Here is a 14475-nt window from a genome sequence, read left to right as displayed (position 1 = left end):
TATGTTCTCCTCACGATAGGTTGGTTTGTTGTCGGAATCAGTTGCGATGGCCTTCCACGTGGGCGGAGATCACGCCCCGCTTGCTGGTCTCGCAGAAGTTGATGAATTCGAGCACTTCCGGGGTCTGCGGCAGCTCCTCTTTAATCTTCGCGAGCGCATTGGAGGGCGCAAGGCCGCTGCGATAGTAGATGCGGAAGATGTGCTTGATCACCGTGATCGCCTCGGCGGAAAATCCGGCGCGCTGCAAACCGATCTTGTTGATCATCTTGACGCCGCCGTTGCGCCCCTCGGCCATCATGAAGGGCGGGATGTCCTTGGAAAAGACCGAGCCGCCCGAAATGATCGCGAACCTCCCGACCCGGCAGAACTGGTGCAGCCCGACCAGCCCGGAAATCAGCGCGTTGTCCATGATTTCGCAGTAGCCCGCGGTGCAGGCGCAGCCGACGTAGATCACGTTGTTGCCGACCCGGCAGTTGTGGGCGACGTGACAGGAGTTCATGAACATGTTGTGGTTGCCGATCACGGTCGTGGTGCCCGGCTTGGTGCCGGTGTGGGCGGTGGTGCCCTCGCGGAAAACGTTGTCGTTGCCGATCTCCAGATAGGTCGCGGCGCCCGGCTCGACCGCGTGGTCCTGCGCCGGCTGGCCGAGTGCGGAAAAAGGATGGATCACATTGCCGGTGCCGAGCGTGGTGTGTCCGTCGATGTTGCAGTGGCCGATCAGGCGGGTGCCCGCGCCGATCCTGACGTTGGGACCGACGTAGCAGAAGGGGCCGACTTCGACGCCGTCGTCGAGAATCGCGCCGTCTGCGATGACGCTGGAGGGATGGATCTTCGGCATATGAAAAACCTCTCAATATGGTTCGATTAAAGTTCCTCTAATATATCATCAAATTTGAATCCGGGCAAGTTTTGAACTTGCAAAACTCGCAAAATCATATTAATTTAAAGAAACACATCCAAAACAATGAGGATTTCGTCGACGTGAAACAGCTCTGCATCGTTCTCGACCGGCTGCGCAGCGCGCACAACACCGGCAATATTTTCCGGATCGCGGAAGCGGTCGGCGCGGCGGAGATCATCGCGTGCGGCTACACGCCCGCCCCGCCGCACCCCAAGCTGGAAAAGACCGCGATGGGGGCGGATAAGATGGTGCCGTGCCGGGTGATGCCTGATTCGGCGACCGCGGTGCGCACCCTGCGCGAAGAGGGGTACAGGATGATCCTCGCCGCCGAGTGCATGCCCGGCAGCCGGTTCGCGTGGGAGATGAAATATGAGTTCCCGCTGGCGATCGTGTTCGGCAATGAGGCGCTCGGCGTGGCTCCCGAAACACTGGAACTGGTCGACGGCCTGGTGAGTCTGCCGATGTTCGGTGAAAAATCTTCGATCAACGTCGGCAATTCGGCCGCGGCGATCCTGTATGCGGTGATTGCGGCAACGCGCTACGGAGTGCATGTATGAAAATCAAGCTGGTCGGCAAGAATCTGGAGGATATCCGCCCTCTGCTTTCCCGGTATGGTTTTGAGGAGGCGGAACGGGAATTCGAGCTGGTGATCGCGCATGGCGGCGACGGCGCGCTGCTGGGGGCGGAGCGGGAGTATCCCGGCGTGCCCAAGCTGCCGATCCGCGACGCGGGCACCGCCGAGCTGTGCCCGGAACACCGCTGCGAATTGCAGTTGGAGGCGTTCCGGCGCGGCGAAACGCCGCTGACCGTCCTGCCGAAAGTGGCCGGGACGGCGCGGGGCAGGACGCTGTACGCCCTGAACGACGTGTTCCTGCACAACCTCGAACTCTCCAGCGCGTTGCGTTACCGGGTGCGGATCGACGGCGAGCTTTACGCGAACGAGGTGGTCGGCGACGGCGTCGGCCTTTCGAGCGTCCACGGCAGCACCGCCTACTATCGCAGCATCACGCACAGCATTTTCCGGGTGGGCCTCGGGTTGGCGTTCAGCAATTCGACCGAGGAGGTGAACCATCTGGTGCTGAATTCGACTTCACGGGTCGAAATCGAGGTGGTGCGCGGCCCCGGCGTGCTGATCGCCGACAATTCCCCGGAGCAGATTGTGCTGAACGAGGGGGAAAAAGTGCTGCTTTTCGAATCGGAACTTCAGGCCCGGATCTACGGGCTGGCGAATTTCATGTGTCCGAAGTGCCGGCTGCTGCGCCACCCCAACAAACTGCCTTTTCGCGGCTTTCATCTGTTGTAACGGCGGTTCAGGGAGTTTTCACGCCGGAAGCCGCCCGCTTTCAGGATGTCGATGAAACCGCCGAGGGTGTAGCCGGATTCCAGCAGCACCGGATTGCCGCGCGGCGGGGCGGGCGTACTTTCGCGCTGTTCCACGAAAAACTGGATCGCGTCGCCGAATTCGTCACTCATTCCGGCCGGGGCCAGCCGGCGTTCGCGCAGTTTTTCATACAGACCGACGCCCAGTTCGCGGGCGATTCGGTCGGGAGGCGTTTTCGCCGAGAGGCGGATCACGCCGGTGTTGCCGCCGTAGGATTGCCAGTCCGAACTGCGCCCGCTGGTGAACACGTCGAAGCGGGTCATCTCCTTGCCGGGAAAACCGGCTTCCGCCAGCTGCGCCAGCACCACCGAAGCATTGGAGGCGACCCGGGCCGCCTGTTGTTTCCAGCCGGGCGTGAAAGTGCTGCCGAGGCGGTTGATCTGTACCGTCATCTGCCTGGCCAGCCGGGCCGCGTTTTCCGCATCGTAAGGCAGTTTATGCACTCTTGACGGAAGAGACGGCGGCAGTTGAACCGGAGGAACCGGTGCTGTTTCTTCCGCCTTTTCCGCCGGCGGTTCAGCCGCAGCGGGGGACGCGCTTTCCTGCCTGACCGCCGGCGGCGGCACGGGCCGCGGCGGTTCGGCCGCAACCGGGCGCGGCGGTTCCGGCTGCGGCGAAAAAGGGCGCGGCCTGACGGCGGGGCTTGAGATGGCCACCTGCAGCTCCGGCCGGGGAGGAGCCGGCCGGAACTCCGGCGGCGGGGCGGAGGATTCCTGCTCCGTCCGGATCGGCACGAGTTCGGATTCCGGCATCGCGACCCGGATCATGGTGTAAACGAAAAAGCCGAACGCGGTCAGCGCCGCCGTGATCACGATCGCCAGCAGAGCCAGAATCAGGGGACGCTGCAGGCAATAGTCGTAAAGGGATTCCCGGGGGCGCGGCGGCCGCGGCTGCCGCGCCGGCGCGACAGCCGGCAGGCGGCGCTGGGTCATCCGGGCGCGTTCGAGCTGCTTATTCCGGACGCTTTCAAGGAAATTCCTGACCTCCTGCCAGTCCGACACCCGGTCGGCGGGATCTTTCCGCAGCATCCGGGCGACGAATTTCGAGATATCCGGGTCGATGTCCGGATTGCTCAGGATCAGCGGGGGCGGTTCGTCTTCGAGGTGCTGGCGGAGCATCTCCTCGGTGTTGCCGTGGAACGGCGCGGTTCCGGCAGCCAGCTCGTAGAACATCACGCCGAAACTGTAGATGTCGGTACACGGCCCGATCTTATCGTTCTGCCCCATGATCACCTCCGGGGCCGCGTACATCGGGGTCGCCATGATTTCATCGTTGCCCGCCGCCCCGCTGACGCGGGCGAGGCCGAGGTCGGCCAGTTTCACCGCGCCGTCGGAGGAGCGGATCAGCAGGTTGCCCGGCTTGATGTCGCCGTGGGTCATTTTGTGGCTCCGCCATGCGTAATCCATCGCATCGGCCAATTGCAGGGAAACTTCCAGCAGAAAGCGCAATGAGATCAGTTCCGGCTGCTGCTGGCGGATGTCTTCGAGCGACTTGCCGTCCACGAATTCCATCGCGAAGAAGTAAAGCCCCGCCGGAGTCTCCCCCGCGTCGAGCGCCTGCACGATGTTGGGATGGTCGAGCCTGGCCGCCAGCCGGGCTTCGTGCAGGAAGTTGCGGATGTAGGTCGGGTCCTCGGCGGCGAGTTCGGGCAGCAGGATTTTCAATGCGACCTGCCGGTCCAGCGCGATCTGGCGGGCGAGATAGACCACTCCGTTGTTGCCGCGCCCGAGTTCGCGGATGATATGGAACCCGGCTACGGTTTCGCCCTGCGTATTGTTCGATTGCTGTACCATATCTTCTCCGGCGGCGCCGTCCCCCCTTTGTTGAGGCAATATAACGCATTTTATGCAGATAGTCAAATCTGTTATGCGTTTTTTCTGCGGCCACCGCCGGGATGGAAGGAATTATTGCATATCAAGCCAGCCGGAAAGTTGTTCTGTGCGGTTTTTGAAAGCCTGTTGTGCGCTTTGGAGATCGAATACGGTTCCCGCGCTCATTTTGACATAATAAACTTTCGGCGAAATTCCGCCGTGGGCCACCCGGGGTTCCTTCTTCTGCAGGATTCCGGTTCCATCGCAACTATCGCAGACAACGGAGGTCATCTTGTGACTATCCATTCTGGTTTCTCTGCCGAAACCGCCGCAGGTGGTACAGCGCGGCATTCGGAAGCAGTCCTTCGGCAGCTGGCTGAGCGCGGTTTGATTGGACGGCATCCGGATCGCCGCGGCGATCTTCGGCAGGTCCTGAGCCAGTGAAAGGATATCTTCCGGTGGGTTCAATAGTTCGATATATTGTTGAAATTTGACGAGTTCTTTGACCGGTGTATTGTAACGCCGCACATTGATTCGGCGCAGGGCTTTTTTGGCAATGGCCAGATTGGCTTGAAAACACTTTGCCTGTTCCGCTTTTTTCAGTGCTTCTTCGCGGCGTTGCTGTTCTTCGGCAAGCCGCCGTTTTTCCGCTTCCGCTTTTTTCAGTGCTTCTTCGCGGCGTTGCTGTTCTTCGGCAAGCCGCCGTTTTTCCGCTTCCGCTTTTTTCAGTGCTTCTTCGCGGCGTTGCTGTTCTTCGGCAAGCCGCCGTTTTTCCGCTTCCGCTTTTTTCAGTGCTTCTTCGCGGCGTTGCTGTTCTTCGGCAAGCCGCCGTTTTTCCGCTTCCGCTTTTTTCAGTGCTTCTTCGCGGCGTTGCTGTTCTTCGGCAAGTCGCCGTTTTTCCGCTTCCGCTTTTTTCAGTGCTTCTTCGCGGCGTTGCTGTTCTTCGGCAAGTCGCCGTTTTTCCGCTTCCGCTTTTTTCAGTGCTTCTTCGCGGCGTTGCTGTTCTTCGGCAAGTCGCCGTTTTTCCGCTTCCGCTTTTTTCAGTGCTTCTTCGCGGCGGCGTTCTTCTTCGAGTTTCTGTTGTTCAAGCCGGGCGATTTCGAGTTGTGCTTCGCGTTCTTTTTTCTGGTTGTAGGTGTGGAGTCCGTAAAGGCCGACCGCCGCGATTGCCGCGATCAGGAATATGCCGATCAGATTTTTCATGAGTTTTCCTCCGTATTGTTTTTCGATTGACATTGTAATTCGAGGTAATTTCAAAAGAGCCAATCTTTTTGAAATTGGCTCAATTCCAAAGAACAATACGGATGAACCGGGGGGGCGCGTGGGAAAAACAGCATCTCTTTTTCTCCTGTTGAACTTTAAATCTGCTGATTTTCGTTGAACAGATTTGAGATGAGATGCCTTAAAACAGAGAAAGAGGCGCACCTCAAAATGAGTGTCCACCTCTACGCCTGGCACAGCGCTGCAAGAAAACACCGAAATCAAGGTGCGCCGGTATTTTGATACAAAATACCGAAGCCGCCGATTTTTCGGAGGTTCTTGCAAGCGTCGAGTTATGAAGTGCCAGTTCAGAGGTGACGCCGAAAATCAGTTGTCGGATATCATTTTATTTTTATTCGGTTCGTGCAGAAATCCTTTCCGTTGGTTGAACTCTTCTTTTACTTTACCATGCTCAGCCGTGGAAAGCAAATGATCTTTGCAATTTTCAGCATTCACGCAAGGCGACGCTTTTGTGCCGGGCGTTGAGAATGGAACACTCCGCTGGCGGATGGTACGGAATTTGTACCGATCTGCCGGGGAAGAGATTACATCTTGGCTTTGGTGCGGGTGGTGGGGACGGCGTCGGCCGGGTCGTCGGGCCAGAAATGCTTCGGGTAGCGTCCCTTCATCTCTTTCTGCACCAGTTTCCAGCTGCCCGCCCAGAAGCCGGGCAGGTCGGTCGTGACCTGGACCGGGCGGTGGGCGGGGGAGAGCAGTTCCAGCCGCAGCGGGAATTTCGACCGGCCCACCGTCGGGTGCGTTTTGACGCCGTACAGCTCCTGCACCCGGACCGGCAGCGTCGGCTGCTCCCGGTCGTAGTCGATCCGGTGCGACGCTCCGACCGGCGTGGTGAAGAAATCCGGGTACTCCTGATTAAGCTCGCGCAGCAGGTCGTAGCCGAGCGCGTTCTGCAGAATCGTGTGCCAGTCGGCTTTGCGCAGCTCCGCAAAACTGCGGACCGCTCCGAGAAACGGCAGCGCAAGGCCGGGGAGAACCGTCTGCCAGCTTTCCGGCGACCAGTCGGGATAGCGGTTTGGCTCCTGCCGGGCGGCGAAGCGCACCTTTTTCAGCAGCGCGGCGGCCCCTTTCTGGTCGGAGGGAGGCAGTTCGATGCCGCGTTCCAGCGCGGCGTTCAGCACCGCCGCCGGAATCGCGCCGGGAGGCGGTTCGGCGGGGGCGGCGCTCAGCACCAGCGCGCCGAGCCGGGTTTCGCGGCGGGCGACGGCCCGTTCCCGCTCCGGGTCGAACTCGACGGCGGTGTGTTCCGCCAGCCGGTCGGCGAAGGCGGCTTCGAGCTCGGCGCGGTCGAGCGGCGCGGCCAGTTCGATGCGGCTGTCGCGTCCCGCGCTCCCGGTGAGCCGGGCGACGGCCAGAAATTCACTGCGGCACAGCACGTCGTTTTCAGGCAGCGAGGCCCCGGCGCCGCCGCTCAGCAGATAGCTGCGGCTGTGGCGGCTCCGGGCGCGTCCGATCCAGTCCGGGAACGCGAAGGCGGTCAGCACTCCCGACCGGTCGGGATCGAGTTCCCGGTCGGGAGCCTTCATCAGCCCGAGCAACTGTTTCTTGATTACGAGCTGGTTGCGGAATTCGCCCGGACGGCGGCGCATCCGGCGGATGCGTTCTCCGAGGTCCACTCCGTCGAAACTGCGGAAGGAATCCCGTTCTTCGAGCAGCGCGGCGATTTCGGCGGCCAGCGGCGTTTCGCCGCGTTCGGCGGCGGCCAGCAGCATCATGCCGAGCCGGGGATGGACCGGCAGCCCGGCCAGTTTGCGGCCGCGCGCGGTCAGGCGGTTCGCGCCGTCGAAGGCTCCCAGCTCCCGCAGCAGCCGCTGCGCGGCGGCGAAACCGGCGGCGGGCGGCGCGTCGAGCCAGCGCAGCTGCTCCGGCGTCGCGCCCCAGCGGGCCAGTTCGAGGGCGAAGGAGGTCAGCTCGGCGTCGAAGATTTCAGGCGGCGTCTGTTCGGCCAGCTGGCGGTGGTCGAATTCGCTCCACAGCCGCAGGGCGGTGCCGGGGGCGGTACGTCCGGCGCGTCCGGCGCGCTGCGCGGCCGACGCTTTGGAGATGCGGCAGGTTTCGAGGAACGACATGCCGGCGGCGGGAGAAAAACGCATCCGCCGCTCCAGCCCGGAATCCACCACCAGCGTGACCCCGTCGATGGTCAGGCTGCTTTCGGCGACGTTGGTCGCGAGCACCACCTTGCGCCTGCCGGGGGGAGTGGGAGCCAGAGCCGCATCCTGTTCGGCGGGCGAAAGCGAACCGTGCAGCGGCAGGATCAGCGCATCGGCGGGCAATGCGGATTCGAGCATCGCGGCGACCTCCTGAATCTCCCGCATGCCGGGCAGGAAAACGAGCATGTCGCCAGCCTTTTCTTTATAAAGGCCGATGCAGGCGCGGGCGACGGCGGGAGCCGGACGGAACCGGTCCACGGCTTCGGCGCTCCAGCGCTGCTCGACCGGGAACTGGCGGCCCGGCGCGTCGATCACCGGCGCGCCGCCGAGGATTCCGGCGACCCGCGCGAGGTCGAGCGTTGCGGACATGATGACCAGCTTGAGTTCGGGGCGCAGGTTTTCGCGCAGGTCGAGCGTCAGCGCAAGGTCGAGGTCGGCGTCGAGGCTGCGCTCGTGAAATTCGTCGAAGATCACCAGCCCGACGCCGTCGAGCATCGGATCGTCCTGAAGCAGCCGCAGCAACACGCCCTCGGTGACCACGAGAATGCGGGTCCGGGCGCTCTGCTTCGAGTCGCCCCGCACGACATAGCCGACCCGCTCCCCGACCGGTTCGCCGAGGATGGAGGCGATGCGGCGGGCGGCGGCGCGGGCGGCGACCCGGCGCGGTTCGAGCAGCAGTATTTTCCCGGAGGCCGGGGCGAAAGCTTCGAGCAGGGCAGGGGGGACCAGCGTGGTCTTGCCCGCGCCCGGCGCGGCGGAAAGCACGGCACTGCCATGCCGCTCCAGAGCTGAAACCAGCTCCGGCAGCACGGAGCGCACCGGCAGGTCGGATTGTGTCGGGATCGTATTCATTCCGGTAATATAGCCGCCCGGCGGCGAATCTGCAACCTGCTCGCAAGGGGGAAAATCAAGGTAAGATTTCGGCGGAGGATTTGCAATTGCGGATTACGGCGGTTATATTATTCGGATATGGGATCAATGGATTCAAGGAAACCGGCCGGAATTTCCCGGCCAATTTATACGTAAGGAGTATTCATAAAAATGGAAAACATGGCGATTCTCCATGACGGCGATGCCGATTTCGGCGTGCTGAACGGCAAAACCATTGCCGTGATCGGTTACGGCGCGCAGGGCCGCGCCCAGGCGCTCTGCATGCGCGATTCCGGTCTGAATGTGATCATCGGTATCCGTCCCGGCAAGTCCAAGGACGCGGCCGACCAGGACGGCTTTGAAACCATGTCGGTCACCGATGCGGCCAAGCGCGCGGATATCATCCATATCCTGCTGCCCGACGAGCTGCACGGCCCGGTCTACAATGCCGAGATCGCCCCGGTCATCACTCCCGGAAAGACGCTCTCCTTCTCCCACGGTTTCAGCATCGTTTTCGGCGAAATCAAGCCGACCAAGGATGTCGATGTGATCATGATCGCCCCGAAAAGCCCCGGCACCGAGGAGCGCAAGCGCTTCGTCGAGGGATTCGGCGTGCCCGGCCTGATCGCCGTGAAGCAGAATCCGAGCGGCAAGGCCAAAGAAGTCGCCCTCGCGATCGCGAAGGCCGAAGGCCTGACCCGCGCCGGCGTGCTCGAATGCACCTTCGAACAGGAAACCTATGAAGACCTCTTCGGTGAACAGAACGTCCTCTGCGGCGGCATGGTCGACCTGATGAAGTACGGTTTCGAGACCCTGATCGAAGCCGGTTATCCGCCGGAGATGGCGTATTTCGAGTGCATTCACGAAGCCAAGCTGATCGTGGACCTGATCTACGAAGGCGGCATCCAGAAGATGAATGCGGTGATCTCCAATACCGCGGAGTGGGGCGAGTACGACAACGGCCCGTGGATCATCAATCCGGAAGTCAAGACCCGCATGAAGGAATCGCTGCGCCGCATCGAATCCGGCGAGTTCGCGAAGAAGTGGATCGCCGAGGCCCGCAACGGCGCTCCGACCCTGAAAGCCAAGCGCGCCGCCCTCGGCGAGCATCCGGCTGAAATCGTCGGCAAGCGTATCCGCAGCCTCTTCCAGAAGAAGTAATGCTTTTTCCGGATTGCGAATAAATCAACGGAACAGTCGTGTTACAAAGCGCGGCGGTTCCGTTATTTTTTATAACTCACGAAAAACAGTAAGGATCAGTCAGCATGAGTCAGGTTTCCAAACTGGTGTGGCGGCGCGATGAGACGCCGGAAGAATTGTTCGATTTGCTCGATACGTTGGGCGAGGAATATCCGGTGGTCGACGGCGGCCGCGGCCTCAAGCTGAAATTCCGCCGCATCGAGGCGGAAGGAACGGTTTCGCGGGTGATCCGTTCGACGGGCGAAGTGCTGGTCGAATACAATTCGGTCGCGGCGGCGGCGCGCGGCGTCGGTTCGGCGCTGGCGAAGCTCGAAGGCGAGGAGACGACTCCGTTCAAGATGCTCGGCATCATGCTGGACGTCTCCCGGAATATGGTCATGAAGGTGGACCACCTGAAGCTGTGGTTCCGTCGCCTGTCGCTTTCCGGCTACAATCTGGTGATGCTCTACACCGAGGACACCTACCGGCTGCCGGGCGAGCCTTTCTTCGGATATATGCGCGGCGCTTATTCGATCGATGAGATCAAAGAACTGGACGCCTACGCGAAGAAGCTCGGCATCGAGCTGGTCGGCTGCATCCAGACGCTGGGCCACCTGGAGCAGATCATCCGCTGGCACGGCGCTTACGGCAAGATCAGTGATACCGCCAAGGTGCTGATGGTCGACGAGCCGAAAACCTACGAGCTGATCGACAAGATGATCGCGTTCTGGAGCGAGGCGCTTGACAGCCGCCGGATTCACATCGGCATGGACGAAACTCACGACCTCGGCCGCGGCAAGTTCATCGATTACCACGGCTTTGAAGCGCCGTTCGAGCTGTTCAACCGCCATCTCGGCAAAGTCAACGAAATCTGCAAAAAGCATGGCGTGGCACCGCTGATCTGGTCGGACATGTATTTCCGGCTCAGCAATCCGGAGCAGAATTACTACGACTTCACCAGCCCGATTCCGGAGAGCGTGCAGAAAAAGATTCCGAAGAACGTCCAGCTGGTCTACTGGGATTACTACCATGAGGATGCGGAGTCCTACGAGAAGATGATCCGCCGCCATCGCGACATCGGCTTCGAGCCGGTGATGGGTTCCGGCATCTGGACCTGGACGCGGATGTGGTACGACCACGAAAAGACCCGTTCGACGGTGATTCCCTGCATCGAAGCCTGCCGCAAGATGAAAGTGCAGGAGCTGTTCTTCACGATGTGGGGCGACGACGGCGCCTACTGCAACTACGATTCGGCGCTGGCCGGACTGGTCTACTCGGCGGATCTGGCGTTCGGCGTGAAGCCGGACGACACGAAGACCACCGCCGCCCGTTTCGCGGCGACCTGCGGCAGCAGCTTCCAGGCGAACATCACCGCGGGCGGCATCCAGGCGACGTTGACCGCTGGGGACAAAAAGTATACGGTGTCTCCGTCGATGCTGATCTGGGACGATCCTCTGATGGGCATCTATTTCGACGAATGCCTGCGGCACGACCCGGAGTTCGACCTGAAGATCACCGATCATTATGACGAGATGCTCCGCAAGCTGCTGCCGCATCAGGACGACAAGGCGGCGGGGGATTTCGAGCATATCATCAACGCGCTCGATCTGCTGATCCAGAAGACCGAAATGCGCAGCGCGCTGATCGACGCCTATGCGAACGACGACCGGATCGCGCTGCGGCAGATCGCGGTGTCGGTGATCCCGTCGGTGATTGCGGCGGCGCAGGAGTTCGATGCCTCGTTCCGCACCCAGTGGCTCGACTGCGCGAAGCCGTTCGGCCTTGAAACGATCCAGATCCGCAATGCGGGGCTGATCGCGCGCCTGGACGAAACGGCGCTGCGCATCCGCGAATACCTCGACGGCGTCGTCGCCGAAATCGACGAGCTGGAGGCGCAGGCGGAACCGTGCGATATTTTCAACAATCCGAACTGGTATCACGGCGTCTGCTCGGGAACGGGCATCCACTAAGGGAGGCGCGCGATGATTACGGCGGACCTGATCGAGTCCGTTCCGGGTGAACGGATTGTGCTGAAAGAGCCGTGGGCGGCGCTGACGGCTGAGCTGAAGCGCCGTCCGTCCGGGCCGGTGGCGGTCTTTACCGGCCGCCGTTCGGTCGAGGCCAACGGCGCGTGGGCGCATCTGGAAGCGGTGCTCCGGGCGGCGGACCGCAACGCGGTCCGTTTTTCGGAGATTGAGGCCGAACCCGGCGTCGAAACCGTGGAGCGGATGGCGGCGCTGCTGCAGGAGGTCAATCCGGCCGCGGTGATCGCCCTCGGCGGCGGCAGCGTGATGGATGCGGCCAAGGCGGCCTACCTGACGATGCAGTCGGGCTGGAAGCTGGAGGAACACTTCGGTTCGGACTGCTATTCGCGGGTGTATCCCGAAGCGGCGCCGGACCGGGTGATCTGCATTCCGACCACCTCCGGCACCGGTTCGGAGGCGACCCCCTACGCGAACATCGTCGATCATCGGCTCGGAGTGAAGAAGCTGATTTCGGAGAGGTTCATCGTTCCGGCGCTGGCGCTCCCGATTCCGGCGTTCACGCATTCGATGCCGCCCGCCGTGACGCGTGCCACCGGCTGTGACGCGCTGGCGCACCTGATCGAAGGCTTCCTGAACGTCGGGGCCGACGCGAATTCGGCGCTGGCGAACGAGTGGGCGCTGACCGGCATCCGGCTGGTCGTCGAGAACCTGCCCGCGGCGATTGCCGACGGCGGGAATGCCGCCGCGCGGAACAACATGAGCATGGCGGCGACGCTGGGCGGCATGGTGATCCGTTTCAAGTCGACCGGCCTGCCGCATCTGTGCAGCTTCTCATGGTTCGGCAGACTGGAACACGGAATCGCGGTGGCGATGCTGCTGCCCGCATCATGGAGCTACTACCTCGGCAACCCGAAGGTGGCGGAGCGGACGATGCGGCTGGCGGATTACTTCCCCGGCGATGAGCCGCGCGGAGTGATCGCGTCGTACCGCCGTTTCCTGGATTCGGTGGGCGTGCCGGGCGCGTTGAAGGATTGTGACGGCATCACTCCGGAGCTGCTGGCGGCGACGGCCGCGAGCGGCAGTGAAAACCGGATGAAATTGGAACTTGCCCCGTATCCGGTTCCGGTCTCCGATTCGGAACGGATTCTGGGCGGAATTTTGAAACAGGCGTATCTTGGAGAATTTTGAAAATGATCAATGTGATTGCCCGCAGTGAAATCAAACCGGGCTGCATGGAGAAATACATGCAGGTCCTGAAAGCGAACGTGCCGACGGTGCTGGCCGAGGAAGGCTGCATCCGGTACGAGCCGTGCGTCGACGTGAACGCCGGAATCGGTCCCGAAGTCAAAGGCGACTACGTGACGATTCTGGAGAGCTGGGAGTCGGTGGACCATCTGCGCGCCCATCTCGCGACGAAGCACATGGCCGCTTTCCGCGAAGCGGTCGCTTCGCTGCGCGGAGAGAGTACGATCAACGTGGTGACTCCCGCGTAAGAGGCAAGCCAACCTCAAAAGAGCCGTTCCGGAGAAATTCCCCGGAGCGGCTCTTTTTTGCATGAAGAAGTCGCGGGCGATCGACGGCAGGGTTGATTTCATCTTCAGGAAGGAGTATCTTATGGGGGACGGAGTCGAATAAAAGGATGATATTGATGAAAACCGGCAATTCCTGTCAAAAAAAAGCTTTCCTGACATTGTTCGGAGGAATGGTCATCTTCTGCCTTTGCGGATTTCATTCGTGCAATATGGAAACGGAGTTGTATGGATCAAGTTTGGTCCAGTTGACTAAACGGTTGGAAAACGGCTGCTATAGGTATGATTTCCATAAAACGATGGTTTTGGCTCATCCGTTGCGTTGTCGGCTGGTTTCGCGTTATGATATCAGCAAAAAATATGCGGGCTGCATGGTTTGGAATGGTTTTGAACGGGAAATCGATCATAACTTATTAGGTGGCGAAGAGTATCTGGAACTACCGGTGGGAACGAAGATGATATTCACTTCATTTTTTGTCGATAAACCGGAAGGCTTCGGAGATTTCGGCAACCAGAGTTCGGAGGAGTATTATTTCCTGGAGGTTATGTTGCCGGATAAACCGGAATGGGATTACAATTTTGTTTATTTTTTGGGATATAACCATAAAATCGTTCCCGGATTCTGGCAAATTGCTGGTAAGCTTCCTGAGATGGAAGCATTCGCCCCGGTTGATATTGAAAAAATCTTCCCTCACGGTTTCTGGTGGTGAAAAGGAAGTGATGAGTATGTGTCATTCGATTTTCGCCAAATGGACTTCAAACGATTGATTTGCGCTTAAGTCCACTTGGTAAAAATGTTTATGCTCGCTTAGAACGAAAATTTAATAAACTGTGAAGTCAATTTTTGAGTAGATTCCCTGCTATTTTTTACAGATGCGAGCATCAAACGAAAAAAGTGACGGGGAAAATACCTGAAAATGACAGGCTGATTCTAAGCTCTCGACAGAAACTAATCGTAAAGATTGAAAATTAATATTAATTTTTATTAGTGAAATTTAGCCAGGATGACCACGGTATTTGTTTGCATTTATCCTGAACTGTAGTGAATAGTTCGGAGATATAATTGCAGAAGACTTGTAATGGCCAAATATCAACTCCCAGAACATTAACTCCCTGATATGTAATATTCGGTTGGTCAACAACATAGTGAGACCATTCATTTTTCCAATTTACCCGAACTTTTATACTGAGGATTTCACCATTGATTGAAATATCGGTTATTTCAACGTCTGTAAGACGCTTGAAGATTTCCTGGTAGTAATAAATAGTTGCTTTTTTATATTCTCCCAAAAATTCGATAATGTCCCAAATTTTGTGATGGGATGTGTTGTTTGACAAGGTTGCATCTGCCTTTTATTTTGAGTAACTCAAAATCTCAACATAAAGGGAAT

11 protein-coding genes are annotated in these 14475 nt (G+C 59.6%); 7 read left to right on the top strand and 4 right to left on the bottom strand.

Going from position 1 to position 14475, the window contains the following annotated elements:
* Positions 1-37: 37 nt before the first annotated feature.
* On the bottom strand, positions 38-838 hold the full coding sequence (lpxA, locus tag C8D82_RS16145; RefSeq protein WP_116885324.1) for an acyl-ACP--UDP-N-acetylglucosamine O-acyltransferase: 801 nt from the start codon (positions 836-838) through the stop codon (positions 38-40).
* Between the two features lie 143 nt (positions 839-981).
* Between lpxA and C8D82_RS16140 the strand changes: the two genes are divergently transcribed.
* Both C8D82_RS16140 and C8D82_RS16135 read left to right on the top strand, forming a co-directional pair.
* Positions 982-1458, top strand: a complete 477-nt coding sequence (locus C8D82_RS16140) for an RNA methyltransferase (protein WP_165833131.1) — start codon at positions 982-984, stop codon at positions 1456-1458.
* Positions 1455-2204: an NAD(+)/NADH kinase gene (locus tag C8D82_RS16135; protein ID WP_116885322.1), complete on the top strand. Its 750-nt coding sequence runs from the start codon at positions 1455-1457 to the stop codon at positions 2202-2204. Before C8D82_RS16140 ends, C8D82_RS16135 begins: the two co-directional genes overlap by 4 nt.
* Here the strand turns inward: C8D82_RS16135 and C8D82_RS16130 are convergent.
* The 3 genes from C8D82_RS16130 to hrpB all read right to left on the bottom strand — a co-directional run bounded on the left by C8D82_RS16130 (position 2192) and on the right by hrpB (position 8373).
* On the bottom strand, positions 2192-4075 hold the full coding sequence (locus C8D82_RS16130) for a serine/threonine-protein kinase (RefSeq protein WP_116885321.1): 1884 nt from the start codon (positions 4073-4075) through the stop codon (positions 2192-2194). The two genes, C8D82_RS16135 and C8D82_RS16130, sit on opposite strands and share 13 nt — an antisense overlap.
* Before the next feature lie 111 nt (positions 4076-4186).
* A complete protein-coding gene (locus C8D82_RS16125; protein ID WP_133245239.1) occupies positions 4187-5536 on the bottom strand; it encodes a hypothetical protein in 1350 nt (449 codons plus the stop codon).
* A 362-nt stretch (positions 5537-5898) separates the two neighbouring features.
* Positions 5899-8373 (bottom strand): ATP-dependent helicase HrpB, encoded by a 2475-nt coding sequence (hrpB, locus tag C8D82_RS16120; protein WP_116885319.1) that lies wholly within the window; start codon positions 8371-8373, stop codon positions 5899-5901.
* Positions 8374-8571: 198 nt separating this feature from the next.
* On the opposite strand from hrpB, the gene ilvC reads away from it, so the two are divergent.
* From ilvC to C8D82_RS16095, 5 genes are all read left to right on the top strand, one after another.
* Positions 8572-9552, top strand: coding sequence for a ketol-acid reductoisomerase (gene ilvC / locus C8D82_RS16115; protein WP_116885359.1), 981 nt, complete (start codon positions 8572-8574; stop codon positions 9550-9552).
* 104 nt (positions 9553-9656) lie between these two features.
* Positions 9657-11540, top strand: coding sequence for a beta-N-acetylhexosaminidase (locus tag C8D82_RS16110; RefSeq protein ID WP_116885318.1), 1884 nt, complete (start codon positions 9657-9659; stop codon positions 11538-11540).
* Positions 11541-11552: 12 nt separating this feature from the next.
* On the top strand, positions 11553-12743 hold the full coding sequence (locus tag C8D82_RS16105; protein ID WP_116885317.1) for an iron-containing alcohol dehydrogenase: 1191 nt from the start codon (positions 11553-11555) through the stop codon (positions 12741-12743).
* A 2-nt stretch (positions 12744-12745) separates the two neighbouring features.
* On the top strand, positions 12746-13048 hold the full coding sequence (locus C8D82_RS16100) for a putative quinol monooxygenase (protein ID WP_116885316.1): 303 nt from the start codon (positions 12746-12748) through the stop codon (positions 13046-13048).
* A gap of 155 nt (positions 13049-13203) precedes the next feature.
* Positions 13204-13794: a hypothetical protein gene (locus tag C8D82_RS16095; RefSeq protein WP_133245238.1), complete on the top strand. Its 591-nt coding sequence runs from the start codon at positions 13204-13206 to the stop codon at positions 13792-13794.
* Positions 13795-14475 lie beyond the last annotated feature (681 nt).

The sequence above is a fragment of the Victivallis vadensis genome (assembly GCF_003096415.1).
Lineage (GTDB): Bacteria > Verrucomicrobiota > Lentisphaeria > Victivallales > Victivallaceae > Victivallis > Victivallis vadensis.
Note: the sequence above shows the minus strand (reverse complement) of the source record. Positions and strands in the feature narration are given on the sequence as shown.

Coding starts and splice junctions, on each gene's coding strand:
- C8D82_RS16135 (WP_116885322.1), top strand. CDS start 1,455: ATGAAAATCAAGCTGGTCGGCAAGAATCTGGAGGATATCCGCCCTCTG.
- C8D82_RS16095 (WP_133245238.1), top strand. CDS start 13,204: ATGAAAACCGGCAATTCCTGTCAAAAAAAAGCTTTCCTGACATTGTTC.
- C8D82_RS16105 (WP_116885317.1), top strand. CDS start 11,553: ATGATTACGGCGGACCTGATCGAGTCCGTTCCGGGTGAACGGATTGTG.
- hrpB (WP_116885319.1), bottom strand. CDS start 8,373: ATGAATACGATCCCGACACAATCCGACCTGCCGGTGCGCTCCGTGCTG.
- C8D82_RS16130 (WP_116885321.1), bottom strand. CDS start 4,075: ATGGTACAGCAATCGAACAATACGCAGGGCGAAACCGTAGCCGGGTTC.
- lpxA (WP_116885324.1), bottom strand. CDS start 838: ATGCCGAAGATCCATCCCTCCAGCGTCATCGCAGACGGCGCGATTCTC.
- C8D82_RS16110 (WP_116885318.1), top strand. CDS start 9,657: ATGAGTCAGGTTTCCAAACTGGTGTGGCGGCGCGATGAGACGCCGGAA.
- ilvC (WP_116885359.1), top strand. CDS start 8,572: ATGGCGATTCTCCATGACGGCGATGCCGATTTCGGCGTGCTGAACGGC.
- C8D82_RS16100 (WP_116885316.1), top strand. CDS start 12,746: ATGATCAATGTGATTGCCCGCAGTGAAATCAAACCGGGCTGCATGGAG.